Annotated in this window: 20 protein-coding genes; 10 read left to right on the plus strand and 10 right to left on the minus strand. The window is 65.5% G+C overall.

Annotation, left to right across the window (positions count from 1 at the left end; translation table 11 throughout):
• Nucleotide 1: 1 nt before the first annotated feature.
• From QJT78_RS06970 to QJT78_RS06995, 6 genes are all read right to left on the minus strand, one after another.
• Complete coding sequence (locus QJT78_RS06970) at nucleotides 2–325, minus strand: XdhC family protein (protein ID WP_007602422.1); 324 nt, start codon at nucleotides 323–325, stop codon at nucleotides 2–4.
• Nucleotides 326–336: 11 nt separating this feature from the next.
• Complete coding sequence (locus QJT78_RS06975; protein ID WP_028147442.1) at nucleotides 337–1,539, minus strand: VWA domain-containing protein; 1,203 nt, start codon at nucleotides 1,537–1,539, stop codon at nucleotides 337–339.
• Between the two features lie 140 nt (nucleotides 1,540–1,679).
• Nucleotides 1,680–2,588: a MoxR family ATPase gene (locus QJT78_RS06980; protein ID WP_028147443.1), complete on the minus strand. Its 909-nt coding sequence runs from the start codon at nucleotides 2,586–2,588 to the stop codon at nucleotides 1,680–1,682.
• A gap of 62 nt (nucleotides 2,589–2,650) precedes the next feature.
• Nucleotides 2,651–3,457: a xanthine dehydrogenase family protein subunit M gene (locus QJT78_RS06985; RefSeq protein ID WP_038941981.1), complete on the minus strand. Its 807-nt coding sequence runs from the start codon at nucleotides 3,455–3,457 to the stop codon at nucleotides 2,651–2,653.
• A gap of 32 nt (nucleotides 3,458–3,489) precedes the next feature.
• A complete protein-coding gene (locus QJT78_RS06990; protein WP_014494194.1) occupies nucleotides 3,490–3,975 on the minus strand; it encodes a (2Fe-2S)-binding protein in 486 nt (161 codons plus the stop codon).
• A 135-nt stretch (nucleotides 3,976–4,110) separates the two neighbouring features.
• Complete coding sequence (locus tag QJT78_RS06995; protein WP_038941982.1) at nucleotides 4,111–4,557, minus strand: carbon monoxide dehydrogenase subunit G; 447 nt, start codon at nucleotides 4,555–4,557, stop codon at nucleotides 4,111–4,113.
• A 170-nt stretch (nucleotides 4,558–4,727) separates the two neighbouring features.
• Between QJT78_RS06995 and QJT78_RS07000 the strand changes: the two genes are divergently transcribed.
• The 3 genes from QJT78_RS07000 (at nucleotide 4,728) to QJT78_RS07010 (ending at nucleotide 7,443) form a co-directional block, all read left to right on the plus strand.
• Nucleotides 4,728–6,083, plus strand: a complete 1,356-nt coding sequence (locus QJT78_RS07000) for a 3-carboxy-cis,cis-muconate cycloisomerase (RefSeq protein WP_028147446.1) — start codon at nucleotides 4,728–4,730, stop codon at nucleotides 6,081–6,083.
• Between the two features lie 75 nt (nucleotides 6,084–6,158).
• On the plus strand, nucleotides 6,159–6,941 hold the full coding sequence (gene pcaD, locus QJT78_RS07005) for a 3-oxoadipate enol-lactonase (protein WP_038941983.1): 783 nt from the start codon (nucleotides 6,159–6,161) through the stop codon (nucleotides 6,939–6,941).
• 109 nt (nucleotides 6,942–7,050) lie between these two features.
• The gene (locus QJT78_RS07010; RefSeq protein ID WP_014494190.1) at nucleotides 7,051–7,443 is read left to right on the plus strand and encodes a carboxymuconolactone decarboxylase family protein; all 393 of its coding nucleotides are present in this window, start codon (nucleotides 7,051–7,053) and stop codon (nucleotides 7,441–7,443) included.
• On the opposite strand, the gene QJT78_RS07015 is transcribed toward QJT78_RS07010, so the two are convergent.
• On the minus strand, nucleotides 7,405–7,941 hold the full coding sequence (locus QJT78_RS07015) for a hypothetical protein (RefSeq protein ID WP_028147448.1): 537 nt from the start codon (nucleotides 7,939–7,941) through the stop codon (nucleotides 7,405–7,407). The two genes, QJT78_RS07010 and QJT78_RS07015, sit on opposite strands and share 39 nt — an antisense overlap.
• 180 nt (nucleotides 7,942–8,121) lie before the next feature.
• Nucleotides 8,122–8,292 (minus strand): hypothetical protein, encoded by a 171-nt coding sequence (locus QJT78_RS07020; protein ID WP_193376118.1) that lies wholly within the window; start codon nucleotides 8,290–8,292, stop codon nucleotides 8,122–8,124.
• A 287-nt stretch (nucleotides 8,293–8,579) separates the two neighbouring features.
• Between QJT78_RS07020 and QJT78_RS07025 the strand changes: the two genes are divergently transcribed.
• The 5 genes from QJT78_RS07025 to QJT78_RS07045 all read left to right on the plus strand — a co-directional run bounded on the left by QJT78_RS07025 (nucleotide 8,580) and on the right by QJT78_RS07045 (nucleotide 13,683).
• Complete coding sequence (locus tag QJT78_RS07025) at nucleotides 8,580–9,497, plus strand: branched-chain amino acid ABC transporter permease (protein ID WP_028147449.1); 918 nt, start codon at nucleotides 8,580–8,582, stop codon at nucleotides 9,495–9,497.
• Between the two features lie 10 nt (nucleotides 9,498–9,507).
• Entirely contained in the window at nucleotides 9,508–10,827 is a 1,320-nt protein-coding gene (gene livM, locus QJT78_RS07030; RefSeq protein WP_028147450.1) for a high-affinity branched-chain amino acid ABC transporter permease LivM, read from the plus strand.
• Nucleotides 10,824–11,663: an ATP-binding cassette domain-containing protein gene (locus QJT78_RS07035; RefSeq protein WP_038941984.1), complete on the plus strand. Its 840-nt coding sequence runs from the start codon at nucleotides 10,824–10,826 to the stop codon at nucleotides 11,661–11,663. The genes livM and QJT78_RS07035 overlap by 4 nt, the downstream gene beginning before the upstream one ends.
• Nucleotides 11,660–12,403: an ABC transporter ATP-binding protein gene (locus QJT78_RS07040; RefSeq protein WP_028147452.1), complete on the plus strand. Its 744-nt coding sequence runs from the start codon at nucleotides 11,660–11,662 to the stop codon at nucleotides 12,401–12,403. The genes QJT78_RS07035 and QJT78_RS07040 overlap by 4 nt, the downstream gene beginning before the upstream one ends.
• A 161-nt stretch (nucleotides 12,404–12,564) precedes the next feature.
• A complete protein-coding gene (locus tag QJT78_RS07045) occupies nucleotides 12,565–13,683 on the plus strand; it encodes a branched-chain amino acid ABC transporter substrate-binding protein (RefSeq protein ID WP_028147453.1) in 1,119 nt (372 codons plus the stop codon).
• Nucleotides 13,684–13,757: 74 nt separating this feature from the next.
• Here the strand turns inward: QJT78_RS07045 and QJT78_RS07050 are convergent, their stop codons facing one another.
• Nucleotides 13,758–14,144 carry a response regulator gene (locus QJT78_RS07050; RefSeq protein WP_038941985.1) on the minus strand — a complete coding sequence of 129 codons (387 nt, stop codon included), beginning with the start codon at nucleotides 14,142–14,144 and terminating at the stop codon, nucleotides 13,758–13,760.
• A gap of 195 nt (nucleotides 14,145–14,339) precedes the next feature.
• On the opposite strand from QJT78_RS07050, the gene QJT78_RS07055 reads away from it, so the two are divergent.
• Together QJT78_RS07055 and QJT78_RS07060 are read left to right on the plus strand one after the other, a co-directional pair.
• Nucleotides 14,340–17,192, plus strand: a complete 2,853-nt coding sequence (locus QJT78_RS07055; RefSeq protein ID WP_049807406.1) for a PAS domain S-box protein — start codon at nucleotides 14,340–14,342, stop codon at nucleotides 17,190–17,192.
• A 54-nt stretch (nucleotides 17,193–17,246) separates the two neighbouring features.
• On the plus strand, nucleotides 17,247–18,245 hold the full coding sequence (locus tag QJT78_RS07060; protein WP_028147455.1) for a P1 family peptidase: 999 nt from the start codon (nucleotides 17,247–17,249) through the stop codon (nucleotides 18,243–18,245).
• Between the two features lie 213 nt (nucleotides 18,246–18,458).
• On the opposite strand, the gene QJT78_RS07065 is transcribed toward QJT78_RS07060, so the two are convergent.
• The gene (locus QJT78_RS07065) at nucleotides 18,459–19,259 is read right to left on the minus strand and encodes an EF-hand domain-containing protein (RefSeq protein WP_028147456.1); all 801 of its coding nucleotides are present in this window, start codon (nucleotides 19,257–19,259) and stop codon (nucleotides 18,459–18,461) included.
• Nucleotides 19,260–19,405 lie beyond the last annotated feature (146 nt).

The raw sequence follows: 19,405 nt of genomic DNA on the forward strand, positions 1-19,405 counted from the left end.
GCTAGCCGACCTTCTCGACGAAGACGCGGATGGTGCCGCCGCAGGACAGCCCGACATTCCAGGCCGTCTCATCGGCAACGCCGAACTCCAGCATCCTGGGCTTGCCGCTCTGGATCACGTCCATGGCCTCGGTGACCACGGCACCCTCGACGCAGCCGCCGGACACCGACCCCAGAAACGTGCCCTCATCATTGATGACGAGGCTCGAGCCCGCCGGGCGCGGCGCCGAGCCCCAGGTCTCGACAACGGTGGCCAGCGCGACGCCCCGGCCGGCCTTCTGCCAATCCTCCGCCGCCTTCAGAATATCCTCGTCGCGATCGAGCATGGCTTAACCTCTCAAGCTGCGGAACGGATCAGGCTGCGGTGATGCGGCGGCAGCGGCCGGGAGAGCGTTGTGATCAGCTCCTGGATTGAACTCAAATTATGTACCGGGCGGAATTCGTCAACGTGCGGAAGCATCATTTTGATGCCCTGGGCCTTGGCCTCGAAGCCGCCGAACCGCAGAAGCGGGTTGAGCCAGATCAGTCGCCGGCAGGACCGGTGCAGCCGGTCCATCTCGAAGGCGAGCCTGGAATCGGCCTCCCGCTCCAGCCCGTCGGAGATCAGCAGCACGATGGCGCCCTGGCTCAGCACCCGCCGCGCCCACAATTTGTTGAAGTTGTGCAGCGAGGCCGAAATCCGGGTGCCGCCGGCCCAGTCCTCGACCGAGGCCGAGCAGCTCGCCAGCGCCTCATCAGGGTCGCGCTGGCGCAGTGCCCGGGTGACGTTGGTCAGCCGGGTGCCGAACAGGAACACCGAGACGCGCTTTCGCGCGTCCCCGATGGCATGCAGGAAATGCAGGAACAGGCGGGTGTACTCGCTCATCGAGCCCGAGATATCGAGCAGCGCGACGATCGGCGCCGGCTTCTCGATGCGCCCGAGGCGATGGATGTCGATGATGTCGCCGCCGGTGCGCAAGGACGCGCGCAGCGTGCGGCGCAAATCGAGACGAAGCCCGCGGGGATCGGGCCGGTGCCGGCGCGTCAGAAGCTCGGCCTGCGGCAGCCGCATCCGCTCGACGGCGTGGAGCGCTTCGGTGATCTCAGCCGCGCTCATCTGCGCAAAATCCTTCTTCTGAAGGATCTCCTTGTCGGAGACCGACAGACGCAAATCCTGCTCCTGGTGCTGCGGCGTCTCCGTCATCCGCGGCTGCGACATCGCCTCCTGCACGCGGCGGGAGCCAGCCTGCGGCTTCTTCTTGGCCTGCTCCGGCAACGGCACCGAATCCAGCATGTGCTTCCACTCTTCCGACGCGCGGAAGAACAGGTTGAAAGCCTGTCTGAAAATCAGCGCATGCTCGTGGCGCTTGACGAAGATCGCCTCCAGCGTGGTGAAGACGTCGGCGCGGTTGCCGATGTCAATCACCTGGAGCGCGCTCATGGCATCGATCACCGCCCCCGGCCCGACCGGCATGCTGGCTGCACGCAACGCGCGGGCGAAGCCGACGATGTTGTCGGCGAACTGCTCGGTCTGGTCGGGCGCAAGGTGGTTGATGGCCATGGTCTCGTATCCATCCCCTCGTCATTCCGGGGCGCGTCGCTTGGCGCGAGCCCGGAATCCATACTCCCGATCGTGGTTATGGATTCCGGGCTCGACGCTGCGCGTCGCCCCGGAATGACCGGAGTACTAGTGGCGCAAGATCAATTCTCGCTCGTCGCTTCCTTCAGCACCTTTTGCAGGGCGTCGCCCTGCATGCGGGTGATGTCGTCCTGGTACTTGAGCAGCGCGCCCAGCGTGTCGCCGACCACTTGCGGGGTCAGCGAGCGGGCGTCGAGCTCCGACAGCGCAGTGGCCCAGTCGATGGTCTCAGCGACGCCTGGCGACTTGTAGAAATCCTGGTTGCGCAGCGCCTGGACGAAACGCACGACCTGCTGCGACAGCTTGGCGGAGATGCCGGGCACGCGCGTCTTGACGATTGCGAGCTCGCGCTCGGCTTCGGGATAGTCGACCCAGTGATAAAGACAGCGCCGCTTCAGCGCGTCATGGATCTCGCGGGTGCGGTTGGAGGTGATGATGACGATCGGCGGATGCGGCGCCTTCACGGTGCCGAATTCGGGAATGGTCACCTGGAAGTCGCTGAGGATTTCGAGCAGGTATGCCTCGAACGCTTCGTCGGCGCGGTCGAGCTCGTCGATCAACAGCACCGGCGGCCCCGCAACGTCGGGCTCGAGCGCTTGGAGCAGCGGCCGCTTGATCATGTAGCGATCGGCGAAGATGTCAGACGAGAGCTGATCGCGGTCGGTGTCGCCGGCGGCTTCCGCCATCCGGATCGCGATCATCTGCGCGGCGCTGTTCCACTCGTAGACGGCGGAGGAGACGTCGAGGCCCTCGTAGCACTGCAGGCGGATCAGCTTCCGCCCCAGCGCCGCCGACAGCACCTTTGCGATCTCGGTCTTGCCGACGCCGGCTTCGCCCTCGAGGAACAGCGGCCGGCCCATGCGCAGCGACAGATAGGTCACCGTCGCCAGCGATCGCTCCGCGAGATAACCGCGCGAAGTCAAGAGTTCGAGCATCGCATCGACCGATGCCGGCAGGGCCGTGAGAGTCATGAAAAAGCCAGTCTCGCTACGCCCTCACCGGGGACAAGTTTGGGCCGAGGCGTGAGGTTCACTCACTCCTTGGCGTTGGCGGCGTCGAGGGCGCGCCGCGTCAGCACCCCGATGAGATGCGCACGGTATTCGGCGCTGCCGTGGATGTCGCTGTTGAGGCCTTCCGCCGGCACCTCGATGCCGTCGAGCGCCTTCGCGGCGAAGCGCTTCTTCAGAGCTTCCTCGAACGCGGTGGCGCGGAACACGCCTTCGGAGCCAGCACCGGTGACGGCAACGCGCACGTCCGAAGGACGCCGCGCCACGAATACGCCGACCAGCGCATAGCGCGAGGCCTGGTTGCGGAACTTGATGTAGGCCGCCTTCTTCGGCAGCGGGAACATCACTTTGGTGATGATCTCGTCGGCTTCGAGCGCCGTCGTGAACAGGCCCTGGAAATACTCTTCCGCCTTGAGGCGGCGCTTGTTGGTGACGATGGTGGCGCCGAGCGCGAGCACCGCGGCCGGATAGTCCGCGGTCGGATCGTTGTTGGCGAGCGAGCCGCCGATCGTGCCCTTATGGCGCACGGCGGGGTCGCCGATCTGGCCGGCAAGATCGGCCAGCGCCGGGATCGCCTCACCGACGATCGCAGAGCTTGCGACCTCGGCATGCCTGGCGGTGGCGCCGATCACGAGCGCGCGGCCCTTCATCTCGATCGTGTTGAGCCCCTCGATATGGGAGAGGTCGACCAGATGGGGCGGGCTCGCGAGACGCTGCTTCATGACGGGAATCAGCGTGTGGCCGCCGGCGATCACCTTGGCGTCTTCGTTCTTCACCAGGAGGTTGGCCGCCTGGCGAACGGTCCCAGGGCGATGGTATTTGAATTCGTACATCTGAATGTCCTGATCGCAGAATGCGCGCGCGGTTAGGCGAGATCGGATTTCGCCATCGCCTTGGCGCCGGCGGAGATCGAAGCGACGATGTTCTGGTAGCCGGTGCAGCGGCAGAGATTGCCTTCCAGCTCCTCGCGGATGGTGTGGTCGTCGAGCTCGTGGCCCTTGCGATGGACGATGTCGATCGCCGTCATGATCATGCCCGGCGTGCAGAAGCCGCACTGCAGGCCATGGTGCTCGCGGAAGGCCTCCTGCATCGGATGCAGCGGAGCGCCGTCGGCGGCCAGTCCCTCGATCGTCTTGACCTCGTGGCCGTCGGCCATCACGGCCAGCGTGGTGCAGGACTTCACGGCCTTGCCGTCGAGATGCACGACACAGGCGCCGCACTGCGAGGTGTCGCAGCCGACATGGGTGCCGGTCAGGCGCAGATTCTCGCGCAGGAACTGCACCAGAAGGGTGCGGGGATCGACGTTGGCCGTGACAGGATTGCCGTTCACGATGAGGGAGATTTTTGCCATAAGCACTCTCTATCAGCGCCCCGACGGGTCCCGTCGAAGCGGTTCTTATAATTATTCCAACCCATCATATGGGCCATTATGCCCGGGGGCAACATCGCCCCGGACGCAAGGCGCCATGCCGAAAGGCGATAGCCTTCAGCCCTGTACCGCATTGGCGAAGTTCGCGAAAAATTCGTCGGCCAGTTTCTTGGCGGTGCCGTTGATGAGGCGCTGGCCGAGCTGCGCCAACTTGCCGCCGATCTGCGCCTCGACCTCGTAGGAGAGCAGCGTACCGCCGTCCTGCTCCGCGAGCTTGACCACGGCGCCGCCCTTGGCGAAGCCGGCCACCCCGCCCTCGCCTTCGCCGGAGATCTTGTAGCCGTTCGGCGGGTCGAGATCGGAGAGTGTGACCTTGCCCTTGAAGCGCGCCGACACCGGCCCGACCTTCATTTTCGCCGTCGCGCGAAAGCCGCCGTCGTCGGTCTTCTCCAGCTCCTCGCAGCCGGGGATGCAGGCCTTCAGCACCTCGGGATTGTTGAGCTTCTCCCACACGGCCTCGCGCGGCGCCGCAAGCTGGACTTCGCCGTTCATCGTCATGGCCATGGGGTACCTCCCGGATGCTTCGCTATAATGCTGCTCAAGTAACGCACGGAGGCCGCAAAGGAAAGGGCAGCCCCCGGCCACGTGCAATGCATATTCGCAACTGCAAAAAGCTTTGCGGTGATGGTTTGGGATTGGCAGAGCCGGGGCATGGTGATTAGGTCCCGCGCAACATGAGCACAGCCCTCTCCCCCCTGCTCGCGCCGATGCTGTCGAGCCCAGCCATGCGCGCGGTCTGCGACGACCGGTCGACCCTCCAGAACATGCTCGATTTCGAGGCAGCCCTGGCACGCGCCGAGGCCGCCACGGATGTGATTTCCGCATCCGCGGTGGGCCCGATCGAAGCCGCATGCAAGGCTGATAGCTTTGACATGGCCGCTCTGGGCGAGGCCGCGACGCGATCCGGCAATCTCGCGATTCCCCTGGTCAAAGCGCTCACGGCCAATGTCGGCAAGGCCGATGCGGAGGCCGCCCGCTACGTCCATTGGGGCGCGACGAGCCAGGATGTCATCGACACCGCGACCATGCTGACGCTTCGCGCCGGCATCGACGCACTCGATGCCGATCTCAGCCGCGCCATCAAGGGCTTTGCCGCCCTGGCGCGGAGCCATCGCAACACCGCCATGGTGGCGCGGACCTGGCTCCAGCACGCGCTGCCGATGCCGTTCGGGCTCAAGGCCGCGGAATACGCATCAAGCCTCGCCCGCGCCCGCTGCCGCCTGCGGCGGCTCTCCCGCGAGGGTCTTGCGCTGCAATTCGGCGGCGCGGCCGGCACGCTCGCGGCCCTCGGCGACAAGGGGCTCATCGTTGCAGAGCGATTAGCGCAGGAGCTCAACCTGCCGCTGCCGGAAGCGCCCTGGCACACCCATCGCGACAGGATCGCCGAAGCCGCATCATGCTTTGCGATTCTCGCCGGAAGCTGCGGCAAGATCGCGCGCGACGTCTCGCTGATGATGCAGACCGATGTTGGCGAGGCGTTCGAGCCCGCCGGCGAAGGCCGCGGCGGCTCCTCGACCATGCCGCACAAGCGCAACCCGGTCGCGGCCGCGAGCGCGCTGGGCTGCGCAACCATGGCGCCGCAACTCGCCGCGACGATCTTTGCAGCCCAGGTGCAGGACCATGAGCGCAGCGCCGGCCCCTGGCACGCGGAATGGCCGACGCTGCCGCAATTGATGCTGGTCGCCTCGGGCGCGCTCGCCGCCATCGTCGACATCGCCGAGGGCCTCGACGTCGATGCCGCGCGCATGCGCAGCAATCTCGATACGACGCATGGGCTCATCATGGCGGAAGCCGTTACGTTTGCGCTGGCCGACAAGATCGGCAAGAGCGATGCGCATCATTTGATCGAGGCCGCGAGCAAGCGCGCGGTCGCCGAGAAGAAGCACCTGCGCGAGGTTCTCGCGGCCGATTCGCAGGTGACCGCGCATCTTTCGCAGGAAAAAATTGCGGCATTGTTCGAGCCGATGGCCTATCAAGGGGCTTCCCAAGCCCTGATCGACCGGCTGCTCGACAGCCTCGAGCGAGATTAATTGTTTGAGCATGATCTTTTTCGGAAAACCGCTCCACACTTTTCCGGATCATGCTCCAGAACGGAGACGCCCAGCATGCCCATGATCGATGCCGACGGTTGCCTGATCAGCGTCTCTGTCGAGGGCCGCGACGGCGGGCCGACGCTGATGCTGTCCAATTCGCTCGGCTGCACGTTGCAGATGTGGGAGCCGCAGATGAAGGCGTTGACGCAGGTGTTCCGCGTCATCCGCTACGACCGCCGCGGCCACGGCAAGTCCAGCGTTCCGCCCGCCCCCTATACGATGGAGCGCTTCGGCCGCGACGTGCTGGCGATCCTCGACGATCTCAACATCGAGAAGGTGCATTGGTGCGGCCTGTCGATGGGCGGCATGGTCGGGCAGTGGCTAGGGGCCAATGCGCCGGAGCGCTTCGGCAAGCTCATCCTCGCCAACACCTCCTGCTACTACGCCGAGCCGACCAAATGGCTGGAGCGCATCGACGCGGTGAAGAAGGGCGGCATCGCCGCGGTGGCCGATGCCGTGATCGCGGGCTGGCTGACCCAGGATTTCCGCGAGCGCGAGCCGCAGATCACGGCGAAGATGAAGTCGATGCTGCTCGCTTCCCCCGTCGAAGGCTATCTCGCCTGCTGCGAGGCGCTGTCGACGCTCGACCAGCGCGAGATGCTCGCCAAGATCAAGAGCCCGACGCTGGTGATCGCCGGCCGCCACGACATGGCGACGCCGATCTCGGCGGGCGAATTGATCCGCTCCAACATTCCCGGCGCCAGCATGACCATCATCGACGCCGCGCACATTTCCAATGTCGAGCAGCCGCACGCGTTCACCGACGCGGTGGTCGGCTTTTTGACCCAGCGCTAACCACGGCCGTCATTGCGAGGAGCGTAGCGACGAAGCAATCCAGACTATCGCCGCGGAGGGATACTGGATTGCTTCGCTACGCTCGCAATGACGGAGAGGAGGAAAAAACATGGACGACCAGAAGCGCCGCGATGCCGGCATGAACGTGCGCCGCAAAGTGCTGGGCAATGCCTGGGTCGACAAGTCGATCGCAAACCGCAATGCCTTCAACACCGACTTCCAGGACATGATCACGCGCTACGCCTGGGGCGAGATCTGGACGCGACCGCATTTCGACGAGCGCACGCGGCGCGTGCTCGTGATCGGCACCATGGTCGCGCTGGGGCAATGGGACGAATTCCGCCTGCATGTGCGCGCGGCACTCGCCGAGGGCGGCTTCACCCCCGACGACATCAAGGAAATCCTGCTTCAGCAGGCAATCTATTGCGGCGTGCCGGCGGCGAACCACGCCGTCAAGGAAGCCTCAGCCATTGTGCAGGAGCTCGGCCTGCTCAAGAGCTAGCGGCGCGGCGGTCTCGACGGTCTCCCGAACGTCCTTGGGCGCCGGCGCGGGCCGCTCGATCACCACCACGATGGCAGCGCCGAGCAGCAGCAGGAGCTCGGTGGCATGCAGCCGGAGCGCGGCCAGCTCGCCGACCTTCGAGGCCATCAACATGCTCGTAAACGAAATGAGGCTGCCGATCGCAAGCGCAATGCCGAGCGCCTCGTCGCTGCCGCCATTCTTGCGGACGCGGGGAATGCACAGAAGCGCGAGATAGATGGCAAAGAACGCCACCACCGTCAGCCGACCCAGCGCCAGCAGCCAGGCGGCGCGCACCGTGCTCATCCCCGCCATCTGAAGATGATCACTGAGGAACAGCGCCACCGCGACACTCGGCCGCTCGTAAAGGCCGTGCACCGGTGCCACCATGATGTTGAAGGCCACGAGCGTCCAGGCCGGGATGAAATAGGCCGCCAGCAGGGCGCCGTTGACCGAACCGATCCGCCAATTCCTGAACATGCCGCTTCCCGCTTCGCTCGCCGCGCGCCTTCCATGGGAAGGCTTTGCCGAGGAGCTAACTCGCATCAGACCATGGCGGCAATTTAAACCCTTTGTTTACCTTAACCGGCCCGCCGGGCGGCGCGCCCAAGGAAAAAGCCCCGCCTCCCGGCGGGGCCCTCTTCACTCCTGGCTCCGAAACTACTTGTCCTGACCGTGCCGGCCGCCCTGTTGCTGGCCGGGCTTCTCGCCCTGGCGCTGCGGATCCTGCTGCTGCTGTCCGGGTTTCTGCCCGCCACCCTGCTGCTGCCCGGGTTTCTGGCCGGGGTTCTGAGTCTGCTGGCCCGGATTCTGATCTTGCTGCTTCGACATTCGGGGGAACTCCCTTGTTGGACCTCAGAGGAGAGACAACGGCCGGGATTCAGTTTGGTTGCTCTGCGGAACCCGGTTCCTCGCACCTGCGGAACCGAAATGACGTCCGTAACGAAATGACCACTGTACAAGCCTTTGTGCCGAGGCATGGCCAGTTGCAGCCGCCAGTTCCCTCCTGTTACAAAACGGGAAGAATGCTTAGGGGCTGCCGGGGCCCGAGAAGAAATTCGCAGAAACTCTCTCTCGAAGAGCTCCCTTTGAGCCGCGTCAGGTGGTAACGGCAGCCCATGGATTATTTCGCCCAGCAGCTCATCAACGGTCTCGTTCTGGGCTCGATCTACGGCCTGATCGCCATCGGCTATACGATGGTCTACGGCATCGTCGGCATGATCAATTTCGCCCATGGCGATGTCTTCATGATCGGCGGCTTCATCGCCCTGATCACCTTCCTGATCCTGATCTCGCTCGGCCTGACCGCGATCCCGGTGATCCTGCTGGTGGTGCTGCTGGTGTCGATGGCGATCACCGCGCTCTATGGCTGGACCATCGAGCGCATTGCCTACCGGCCCCTGCGTCATTCGTTCCGCCTCGCCCCGATGCTGTCGGCGATCGGCATGTCCTTCGTGCTGACGAATTACTCGCAGGTGGCGCAGGGAGCGCGCGTCAAGCCGATTCCGCCCTTCATCACCGGCGGCTATACGCTGCACGAAAGCGCGGACGGCTTTGTGATCCAGCTCTCCAACATCCAGATCATGGTGGTTCTCACCACCATCGTGCTGCTTGGGATCTTCACCTGGCTGGTGTCGCGCACCCGGCTTGGCCGCGACATGCGCGCCTGCGAGCAGGACCAGACCATGGCGGCGCTGCTCGGCGTCAACGTCGACCGCACCATCTCCATGACCTTCGTGATCGGCGCCGCACTCGCTGCAGTCGCGGGCCTGATGTACCTGCTCTATTACGGCCTTGTGGATTTCTTCATGGGCTTCGTCGCCGGCATCAAGGCGTTCACCGCGGCCGTGCTCGGCGGCATCGGCTCGCTGCCTGGCGCCATGCTGGGCGGTCTCGCGATCGGCCTGATCGAGACGTTCTGGTCGGCCTATTTCTCGGTCGAGTACAAGGACGTCGCGGCGTTCTCGATCCTGATCGTCGTGCTGATCTTCATGCCGACCGGCCTGCTCGGCCGTCCCGAAGTCGAAAAAGTCTGACGGTCGCCGCGTGACAGTTCTCTCGAGCAATACGGCCAAACCTGCAACGGACATCCCCGCTCTGCTGAAGACGGCCTTCGTCAACGCCCTGATCGCGCTGGTGCTGTTCTCGCTGATGGTCGGCGTCCGCACCGAAGCGGGTTCCGACGGCCAGCTCACCTATTGGACCCGCTTCGGCGAGGTCGCCTCCCTCGTTGCCGCCGTGTTCGGCGGCTCGATCGTGCTCGGGCTTTTGCGACAGTGGATTGGTCCCAGCGGCACCGACAAGCTGGTGCCACCGGCTGTACGCAGCGGCATGTCGTTTCTGGGCCGCTACCTGGCGCCCGCTCTTCTGATCTTCACGGTGCTTGTGCCGGTGATCTTCTATGACCAGCGCTATATCCTCGATCTCGCGATCCTCGTGCTCACCTATGTGATGCTGGGCTGGGGGCTGAACGTCGTGGTCGGGCTCGCCGGCCTGCTCGATCTCGGCTACGTCGCCTTCTACGCGGTGGGCGCCTATTCCTACGCGCTGCTTGCCACCAATTTCGGCTGGTCGTTCTGGGTCTGCCTGCCGCTTGCCGGCATCCTCGCCGCGTTCTGGGGCGTGCTGCTCGGCTTCCCCGTGCTGCGCCTGCGCGGCGACTATCTCGCCATCGTGACGCTCGCCTTCGGCGAGATCATCCGCCTCGTCATCATCAACTGGCAGAGCCTCACCGGCGGCCCCAACGGCGTCTCCAGCATTCCCCGCCCCTCGTTCTTCGGCATCCCGCTGGACAACAGCGACAACGGGCTCGCCGCCAGGCTCGGCATCGAATATTCGCCGACCCACCGCATCGTCTTCCTGTTCTACCTGATCCTGGCGCTCGCGCTGCTCACCAACTGGGTGACGATCCGGCTGCGCCGCCTGCCGATCGGCCGCGCCTGGGAGGCCTTGCGCGAGGACGAGGTCGCCTGCCGCGCGCTCGGCATCAACACCACGACCACCAAGCTCACGGCGTTCGCGACCGGCGCCATGTTCGGCGGCTTTGCCGGTGCGTTCTTCGCGACGCGCCAGGGCTTCATCAGTCCGGAATCCTTCACCTTCCAGGAATCGGCGCTGGTGCTCGCCATCGTCGTGCTCGGCGGCATGGGCTCGCAGCTCGGCGTCGCGCTCGCCGCGCTTGCCATGATCGGCGGCTTCGAGCTGTTCCGCGGCCTCGAGACCTACCGCATGCTGGTGTTCGGCATGGCCATGGTGCTGATCATGATCTGGCGGCCGCGCGGCCTGATCGGCCATCGCGCGCCGACCGTGTATCTGACCAAGGCGCAGGCGATCTCCTCCGACCTCGTCAAGGAAGGTCACGGATGAGTGGCGACAAGATTCTCGGTGTGGACCGGCTGACCATGCGCTTCGGCGGCATCGTCGCCGTGCAGGATCTTTCATTCGCTGCCGAGCGGAAGAAGATCACCGCGCTGATCGGACCGAACGGCGCCGGCAAGACCACCGTGTTCAACTGCATCACCGGCTTCTACAAGCCGAGCGGCGGCGCCATTCGCCTCACCCATGACGACGGCAAGGTGATTGCGCTGGAGCGGCTGAACGATTTCCGCATCGCCAAGCAGGCCAAGGTGGCGCGCACCTTCCAGAACATCCGCCTGTTTCCCGGCATGACCGCGCTGGAAAACCTGATGGTGGCGCAGCACAACGCGTTGATGCGCGCCTCCGGCTTCACCCTTCTCGGCCTCATCGGCGCGCCCGGCTACCGCGACGCCGAAAAGCGCGCGATCGACCTCGCCACCGACTGGCTGAAGCGGGTCAATCTGCTCGACCGCGCCGACGATGCCGCCGGCAATTTCGCCTATGGCGACCAGCGCCGGCTCGAGATCGCGCGCGCGATGTGCACCGAGCCCGCGCTATTGTGCCTGGACGAGCCCGCCGCGGGTCTCAACGCGCGCGAGAGCGCCGCCCTGAGCGAGCTCCTGCTCTCGATCCGCGACGAGCTCGGCACCTCGATCCTGCTGATCGAGCACGACATGTCGGTCGTGATGGAGATCTCCGACCACATCGTGGTGATGGACCATGGCGTCAAGATCGCGGAAGGCTCTCCGCGCGAGATCCGCGACGATCCCAAGGTGATCGCCGCCTATCTTGGCACCGACGAGGAAGAGGCCGTGGCCGTGGCCGTGATGGAGAGCGGGTCGTGACGTCGGCGTCCACTCCCCTGCTCTCGATCCGGGGCCTGCGCGCGGCCTACGGCAAGATCGAGGCGCTGAAGGGCGTCGATGTCGAGATCAGCGCCGGCGAGATCGTCGCGCTGATCGGCGCCAACGGCGCCGGCAAGTCGACGCTGATGATGACGATCTTCGGCAAGCCGCGCGCCCGCGCCGGCCAGATCCTGTACGAAGGCCGCGACATCACCGACGTTCCCACCCATGAGATCGCCCGTTTGCGCATCGCGCAATCGCCGGAAGGCCGCCGCATCTTCCCGCGCATGAGCGTGGCGGAAAACCTCCAGATGGGGGCGGATGCCACCGGATGCACCGACGCCGAACGCGAGGCCACGCTGCAACGCGTGTTCACGCTGTTCCCGCGGCTGAAGGAGCGCTACGCCCAGCGCGGTGGAACGCTGTCCGGCGGCGAGCAGCAGATGCTGGCAATCGGCCGCGCCCTGATGAGCCGCCCCCGCCTGCTGCTGCTCGACGAGCCCTCGCTTGGGCTGGCGCCGCTGATCGCGCGACAGATTTTCGATGCGATCCGCACCCTGAACCGCCAGGACGGCCTGACGGTCCTGATCGTCGAGCAGAACGCCAACCATGCGCTGAAGCTCGCCCATCGCGGTTACGTCATGGTCAACGGCCTGATCACGCTGGCCGGCACCGGCGCCGAGTTGTTGCAGCGCCCCGAGATTCGCGCCGCCTACCTGGAAGGCGGCCGGCACGGCTGAGGCTGCCCGACGGCGGAGCCCGTGCGGCCGAATGTGGCGAGATATCTCCGCCAATGCCCGTATTTTGCCGGTGACTTCTCCCGAGATTCATTCGAGAATGGCGCCGGTTTGGACCGGGCGTATCCGGCAACTTCCACAGACGACCACCCGCGAGGTATCTCATGAAATCACTGAAGCTCATCGGTCTGGCATTCGGCGCGTCGATCGCGCTATCGAGCGCGGCGTTCGCGCAGGATGTCACCGTCGCAGTCGCAGGCCCGATGACCGGCGGAGAGTCCGCCTTCGGCCGCCAGATGAAGAACGGCGCCGAGATGGCCGTGGCTGACATCAACGCCGCCGGCGGCGTCAACGGCAAGAAGCTCGCGCTCAACGTCGAGGACGATGCCTGCGATCCGAAGCAGGCGCGCTCGATCGCCGAGAAGATCGCCGGCGCGAAAATCCCGTTCGTGGCCGGGCACTATTGCTCGTCGTCGTCGATCCCCGCCTCCGAAGCCTATGCCGACGGCAACGTGCTCCAGATCACCCCCGCCTCGACCAATCCGAAGTTCACCGACAGCGGACTCTGGAACGTGGCGCGCGTCTGCGGCCGTGACGACCAGCAGGGCCTGGTCGCGGCGCAGTACATCGCCAAGAACTACAAGGGCAAGAACATCGCGATCCTCAACGACAAGACCACCTACGGCAAGGGTCTCGCCGACGAGACCAAGAAGGCGCTCAACAAGGCCGGCATCACCGAGAAGATGTACGAGTCCTACAACAAGGGCGACAAGGACTTCAACGCGATCGTCTCGCGGCTGAAGCGCGACAACATCGACCTCGTCTATGTCGGCGGCTATCATCAGGAGAGCGGCCTGATCCTGCGCCAGATGCGTGACCAGGGCCTCAAGACGATCCTGATGGCCGGCGATGCGCTCGCCGACAAGGAGTACGCCTCCATCACCGGTCCGGCCGGCGAAGGCACGCTGTTCACCTTCGGCCCCGATCCGCGCAACAAGCCGACCGCGAAGAAGATCGTCGACGCCTTCAAGGCCAAGAACATCGACCCCGAGGGCTATACGCTCTACACCTACGCGGCGATGCAGGTCTGGTCGCAGGCGGCGAAGAAGGCCGGCACCACGGACGCCAAGAAGGTCATGGCGGCGATCAAGGCCGGCAAGTGGGACACCGTGATCGGCCCGATCGAGTATGACGCCAAGGGCGACATCAAGCAGCTCGACTATGTCGTCTACAAATGGGACGCCAAGGGCGGCTACGCCGAGATCAAGGGCAACGGCACCTGAGACAGGATGCCTGACCTTTTAATCAGATCAATCCAACGCCCCGGTTCGCCGGGGCGTTTTCTTTCGCCGTGCGGTCACACGGCTGCGGAGAGCTCGCCGCCCGCCGCAGCCTGGGCCTTGTGGAGCGCTTGCAGGAGAGCGTTCGGCCGAAATGGCTTTTGCAGGCATACCACGTCGGCCAGACCAGGCGCCTCGCCCATGAAATCCAGCGCGGTCATGCCGGAGACCGCGACGATCGGGAACCCGGGAACTCGCTCGCGAATGGCCACCATGACGTCGACGCCGCTAGTGTCGGCCAGGAAAATATCGACGATCGCGGCATCGAAAGCGCCCTCGCTGAAGGCTTTCAGGCCCGCTGCGCCGCTCTCGGCCTCGACGACGTCAAAGCGGTTGACCCGAAGCACGATCGCGACCATGGCGCGGACCTCCTTCTGGTCGTCGACAACGAGGACACGGCGCATGGGAACAACTCCCGGATACGTATCATTATTTGGTTCAATTCACCGCAAGTGCCCGGCAAGGCAGTATGGGTCTGTCCCGGTAAATCACCTCTTACCAGCTACCTATTCCAAGTCCCACCCCAAGTTAAATAAGCTGTAACCTTCGGTTGAGTCGCATGCGCTTTCTGTCAGGATGCGCGCCCGGAGCGGGCTACCATGCGGGTAGCGGCTTCCCGGCCGGAAGAGATTGACGTAGGAGGTCATCATGCCGGCTTACGAGAGATCGACGTGCTAGCGCCTAACGACCGAAGCACATTCCTGTCGACCTTGCCGGCTACGCGAAGCGATCGCAGGGCGGCCTTGGCGATCGTCGGCATCTCCGCGATCCTGTTCGCGCTGGCGGTACCGTTTGCGGGCTTGCCGCTCGCACAGGTGCCGGCCTTCGTGGCGAGCTACCAGTCGGCGCTCGCGGTCAGCGACATCATCACCGCCGTCTTGCTGCTGTCGCAGTTCGCCGTCCTGCGCAGCCGCGCGCTGCTGCTGCTGTCGACCGGCTATCTGTTCACGGCGGCCGCCGCGGTGACCCACGCCCTCACCTTCCCCGGGCTGTTCGCTCCGGCCGGATTGTTCGGTGCAGGCTCGCAGACCACCGTCTGGCTCTACATGATCTGGCACGCCGGTTTCCCGCTGTTCGTGCTGGCCTATGCCTGGCTCAAGGACGGCAACGGCGGCAACAGGATCGCGGGCTCGGCGGCTCCCGCGATCGCTCTCTCCGTCGCCGGCGTGGTCGTCGCGATGACCGTCTTCGCCTGGCTGGTGACTGCGCAGCACGGCCTGCTGCCGGTCCTGCTCAAGGACGGCCACTACACCCCCACCATGATCGGCGTGGTGTCGTTCGTGTGGTCCCTGAGCTTCGCGGCGCTGGTCACGCTGTGGTTTCGCAAGCCGCACACGGTGATCGACGTCTGGCTCATGGTCACGATGTGCGCATGGCTGTTCGACATCGCGCTGTCGGCGATCGTCAACGTCGCGCGTTTCGACCTCGGCTTCTACACCGGCCGGCTCTACGGCCTCTTTGCGTCGAGTTTCGTGCTCGCGGTGCTGCTGATCGAGAACGTGCGCCTCCAGGCGAACACGGCAGGCATGGTCGGCGCGCTACAGCGGCAGTCGAGCTCGGAGCGGAACTATTATGCCGAGCGCGAGCGGCTGTTCAGCGCCGTCGTCGAGTCCTCCAACGACGCCATCATCACGAAGTCACTCGACGGCACCATCACGTCCTGGAACAAGGCGGCCGAGCGCGTCTTCGGCTACTCCGCCAGCGAGGCGATCGGCCGCCAGGTCGATATCATTATGCCCGAGGGGCAGCGCGAGGAAGTCGCCGAAATGCTGGCCCGCACCCGCAATGGCGAGGTCATCGACCAGCACGAGACCGTGCGGCTGCACAAGAGCGGCCAGCCGATCGACGTCCTGCTGAGCCAGGTCCCGTTGCGATCGACCGACGGCAAGATCATCGGCGCCTCCAAGGTCGCCCGCGACATCACCGAGCGGAAGCGGGCGGAATCCGCCCTCAACCGCGAGATCGAGGAGCGCCAGCGCATCTTCGAGACCTCGCAGGACCTGATCCTCGTGACCGACGGTTACGGCAATTTCATCCAGATCAGCCCGAGCGTGAAGGACATCCTGGGGTACAAGCCGGAGGACATGATCGGGCACAGCGCCATCGAGTTCATTCACCCCGATGACCTCGACAACACCCGCAGCGAGATGCGCGCGGCGCGGCGTGGCGCGGTCAAGCGCAGCTTCGAGGCGCGCTACTACCACTACGACGGTCACGAGGTGACGCTGAACTGGATGGGCACCTGGTCGGAGCCGGTGAAGCGTCATTTCTTCATCGGCCGCGACCTCACCGAGAAGCAGGCCGCGGAGGCCCAGCTCAGGCAGGTCCAGAAAATGGACTCCATCGGCCAGCTGACCGGCGGCGTCGCCCACGATTTCAACAACGTGCTGACCGTCATCACCGGCACAATTGGCATCCTCGCGGACGCGGTGGCCGACCGTCCCGAGCTCGCCGCCATCACCAAGCTGATCGACGACGCCGCCGAGCGCGGCGCGCAACTGACCAAGCACCTGCTCGCCTTTGCCCGCAAGCAGCCGCTCCAGCCGCGCGAGATCGACGTCAATGCGCTGGCGCTCGAGGCCGCCAAGCTGCTGCACCCGACCCTCGGCGAGCAGATCACCATAATGCCGCAGCTCACCGAGGATGCGTGGCCGGCGCTGGTCGACCCGGGCCAGCTTTCCACCGCGATCCTCAATCTCGCGCTGAACGCGCGCGACGCCATGCCGGACGGCGGCACATTGGTGCTGGAGACCCGCAACATCTTCCTCGACGACGGCTATGCCAGCATGAATCCCGACGTCGTCGCCGGCAGCTATGTGATGATCGCGGTCAGCGACACCGGCACCGGCATTCCACCGGACCTGATGGAGCGGGTGTTCGACCCGTTCTTCACCACCAAGGAGGTCGGCAAGGGCACCGGGCTCGGGCTCAGCATGGTGTTCGGCTTCGTCAAGCAGTCCGGCGGCCACATCAAGATCTACAGCGAGGAAGGCCACGGCACGAGCGTGAAGATCTACCTGCCGCGTTCGAGCGGCGTGCAGGAGAGCGAGTACGAGTCGCTCCAGAACGTGCCCATCGCCGGCGGCGACGAGAAGATCCTGATCGTCGAGGACGACGCGCTGGTGCGCCAATATGTCGTGACCCAGATCAAGAGCCTCGGCTATGCCGCGCTCGAAGCCGCCAACGCCGCTGAAGCCCTCACCATCATCGATGCCGACAAGGGCATCGACCTGCTCTTCACCGACATCATCATGCCCGGCCATATGAACGGCCGCCAGCTCGCGGACGAGGCGGTGCGGCGGCGTCCCGACCTGAAGACGCTGTTCACCTCGGGCTACACCGAGAACGCCATCGTCCATCACGGCCGGCTCGATTCCGGCGTGCTGCTGCTGGCCAAGCCCTACCGCAAATCCGAGCTTGCCAAGATGCTCAGGACGGCGCTGGCGAGTTGAGCGCGCGGCATCGGTGCGCTATCGCTGATGCCTGAAGCGCATGGAGTGCCGGCCTTGAAAAATCTGCTTACCGATATCGCCGGCGTCCGCGTCGGCCATGCCGAGGATGCGAAAGTCGCCTCCGGCACGACGGCGATCATCTTCGATGCCCCGGCGGTCGCGGCGATCGACGTGCGCGGCGGCGGGCCCGGCACGCGCGAGGATGCGCTGCTCGACCTTGCCAGCACGGTCGAGCGCGTCGATGCGATTGCGCTGTCCGGCGGCTCCGCCTTTGGCATCGAGGCCGGCGGCGGCGTCCAGGCCTGGCTTGCCGAACAGGGCCGCGGCTTCCGGATTCGCGAGGCAGTGATCCCGATCGTGCCGGGCGCCATCGTGTTCGACCTGCTCAACGGCGGTGACAAGGCCTGGGGTCGCTTCGCGCCCTATCGCGATCTCGGTTACGCGGCAGCTGTGGCCGCGGGCCACGATTTCGCGCTGGGCAGCGTCGGTGCGGGCCTCGGCTGTACCACTGCGACCTTCAAGGGCGGGCTCGGCTCGGCTTCAGCGGTCCTGCCCAACGGCATCAAGGTGGCCGCCATCGTGGTCGTCAACGCGGTCGGCAGCGCAACCGTCGGCGACGGCCCGTGGTTCTGGGCGGCGCCGTTCGAGGAGAACGGCGAGTTTGGCGGGCGCGGCCTGCCAGCCAAATTCACGCCGGACATGCTGGCGATGCGCATCAAGGGCGGCCCGGCCGCGAGCGCGCGCGAGAACACCACGATCGGCGCCGTCGTCACCGATGCGACGCTGACCAAGGCCCAGGCCAAGCGGCTGGCGATGATCGCGCATACCGGATTTGCCCGCGCCATCTATCCGGTGCATGCACCGACCGACGGCGACGTGCTGTTTGCGGCTGCGACCTGCGAGAAGCCGATCGAGCCGCTGGTCGGCCTCACCGAGCTCGGCACGGTCGCCGCCAACGTGGTCGCGCGCGCGATCGCGCGCGGCGTCTACAGCGCGACGGCCCTGCCGTTTGTGGGAGCATTGCCGGCGTGGAAGAACCGCTTCGGCGCGTAAGGGGCGCGCGCCCCTCACCACATATCGCGCGTCATCGCCCGGCGAAGACCGGGCGATTCAGTATTCCAGAGACCCTTGTGATTGAACCGAGAAGCCGCGGCGTACTGGATGCCCCGGTCCCGGCTCCGCCAAGGCTACGCCGGGGCCACAAGGGTGCTCGGCCGCCGAAGCTTTAGCGAAGGCGGCAAGCCGGGGCATGACAGCGCGTGGGCGTCAGACGCTCATCGACATCGACGAGCCGGCGGTCGCTGAGGCGCCTTGGCCCTGCCCGCCTTGCCGCTGCATCAACTGCGCGAACAGATCGTAGGCCGAATTGCGAGAGGAGCTGGAGGCGCCCGGGACCGTCGTCGACATCTTGAAGCCGTCGGCATAGGTGACGGTGGTGGTGGTCGAGCCGTCGGCGGCGGTCGTCGTGGTCGAGGTCGATCCACCGCTCGACGACGACGAATCCGAGCCGCTGCCGGAGGCGTCGCCGGAGCCGCTGGCACCGTGGGCATGGTGGCCGTGATGGCCGCTCTTCAGCGCTTTCGACATCTCATCCAGGCTGACGCTGCCGTCGGAATTCGTATCCATCTTCGAGAACACGTCGTCGGCCTGCGCGAGGTTGGTGCCGCCGGCGCCCAGCGCGTTCTCGAATTCGGACTTGGTGATCTTGCCGTCGCCGTCCCCGTCGATCTGCGAGAACAGGTCCTTCAGCGCGGCGTCCCGGCTCGTCGAGGTCGAAGACGTCGAGCTCGACGAGGTCGAGCTGGCCGCGCTGCCGGTGCTGTCCGTCGACTGGCTTTGCGCGGCGAACAGCGCGTTCATCGTCTCCGGCGAGATCTGCGGAGTTTTGCCCGCATTGACCGACGAGGTCGCGCCGCTGGTTGTGCTGCTGCCGCTGTCGATCGCGAACGGATTGATCGGCGCGTTCTGCGAGGACCCCGTCTTCTGGGTCGACGAGGACGATTTCGAGTTCGTCAGCGACTGGATCGCGTCGAGCGCGCTCGATACGGCACCAAGGGCAAACAACATTGCACAACTCCAACCGATGCGGCACGCCGCAGCCAATGTTCTGGCGGTGATGTCAGCAAGCGTCGTGCCAGCGCAAAAAGCTCAATGAAATCCGCCTTCGCGACGCCTGGCGCGGCTCGGGAACACCGGCAATTCATGCCGGTCGC

The organism is Bradyrhizobium sp. Mp27, assembly GCF_029953005.1.
Taxonomy (GTDB): domain Bacteria; phylum Pseudomonadota; class Alphaproteobacteria; order Rhizobiales; family Xanthobacteraceae; genus Bradyrhizobium; species Bradyrhizobium barranii.

Bases quoted from the DNA above. Each gene is read 5' to 3' on its own strand.
- QJT78_RS06970 (WP_007602422.1), bottom strand. From the start codon at position 325: ATGCTCGATCGCGACGAGGATATTCTGAAGGCGGCGGAGGATTGGCAG.
- QJT78_RS06975 (WP_028147442.1), bottom strand. From the start codon at position 1,539: ATGGCCATCAACCACCTTGCGCCCGACCAGACCGAGCAGTTCGCCGAC.
- QJT78_RS06980 (WP_028147443.1), bottom strand. From the start codon at position 2,588: ATGACTCTCACGGCCCTGCCGGCATCGGTCGATGCGATGCTCGAACTC.
- QJT78_RS06985 (WP_038941981.1), bottom strand. From the start codon at position 3,457: ATGTACGAATTCAAATACCATCGCCCTGGGACCGTTCGCCAGGCGGCC.
- QJT78_RS06990 (WP_014494194.1), bottom strand. From the start codon at position 3,975: ATGGCAAAAATCTCCCTCATCGTGAACGGCAATCCTGTCACGGCCAAC.
- QJT78_RS06995 (WP_038941982.1), bottom strand. From the start codon at position 4,557: ATGGCCATGACGATGAACGGCGAAGTCCAGCTTGCGGCGCCGCGCGAG.
- QJT78_RS07000 (WP_028147446.1), top strand. From the start codon at position 4,728: ATGAGCACAGCCCTCTCCCCCCTGCTCGCGCCGATGCTGTCGAGCCCA.
- pcaD (WP_038941983.1), top strand. From the start codon at position 6,159: ATGCCCATGATCGATGCCGACGGTTGCCTGATCAGCGTCTCTGTCGAG.
- QJT78_RS07010 (WP_014494190.1), top strand. From the start codon at position 7,051: ATGGACGACCAGAAGCGCCGCGATGCCGGCATGAACGTGCGCCGCAAA.
- QJT78_RS07015 (WP_028147448.1), bottom strand. From the start codon at position 7,941: ATGTTCAGGAATTGGCGGATCGGTTCGGTCAACGGCGCCCTGCTGGCG.
- QJT78_RS07020 (WP_193376118.1), bottom strand. From the start codon at position 8,292: ATGTCGAAGCAGCAAGATCAGAATCCGGGCCAGCAGACTCAGAACCCC.
- QJT78_RS07025 (WP_028147449.1), top strand. From the start codon at position 8,580: ATGGATTATTTCGCCCAGCAGCTCATCAACGGTCTCGTTCTGGGCTCG.
- QJT78_RS07035 (WP_038941984.1), top strand. From the start codon at position 10,824: ATGAGTGGCGACAAGATTCTCGGTGTGGACCGGCTGACCATGCGCTTC.
- QJT78_RS07045 (WP_028147453.1), top strand. From the start codon at position 12,565: ATGAAATCACTGAAGCTCATCGGTCTGGCATTCGGCGCGTCGATCGCG.
- QJT78_RS07050 (WP_038941985.1), bottom strand. From the start codon at position 14,144: ATGCGCCGTGTCCTCGTTGTCGACGACCAGAAGGAGGTCCGCGCCATG.
- QJT78_RS07055 (WP_049807406.1), top strand. From the start codon at position 14,340: ATGCGGGTAGCGGCTTCCCGGCCGGAAGAGATTGACGTAGGAGGTCAT.
- QJT78_RS07065 (WP_028147456.1), bottom strand. From the start codon at position 19,259: ATGTTGTTTGCCCTTGGTGCCGTATCGAGCGCGCTCGACGCGATCCAG.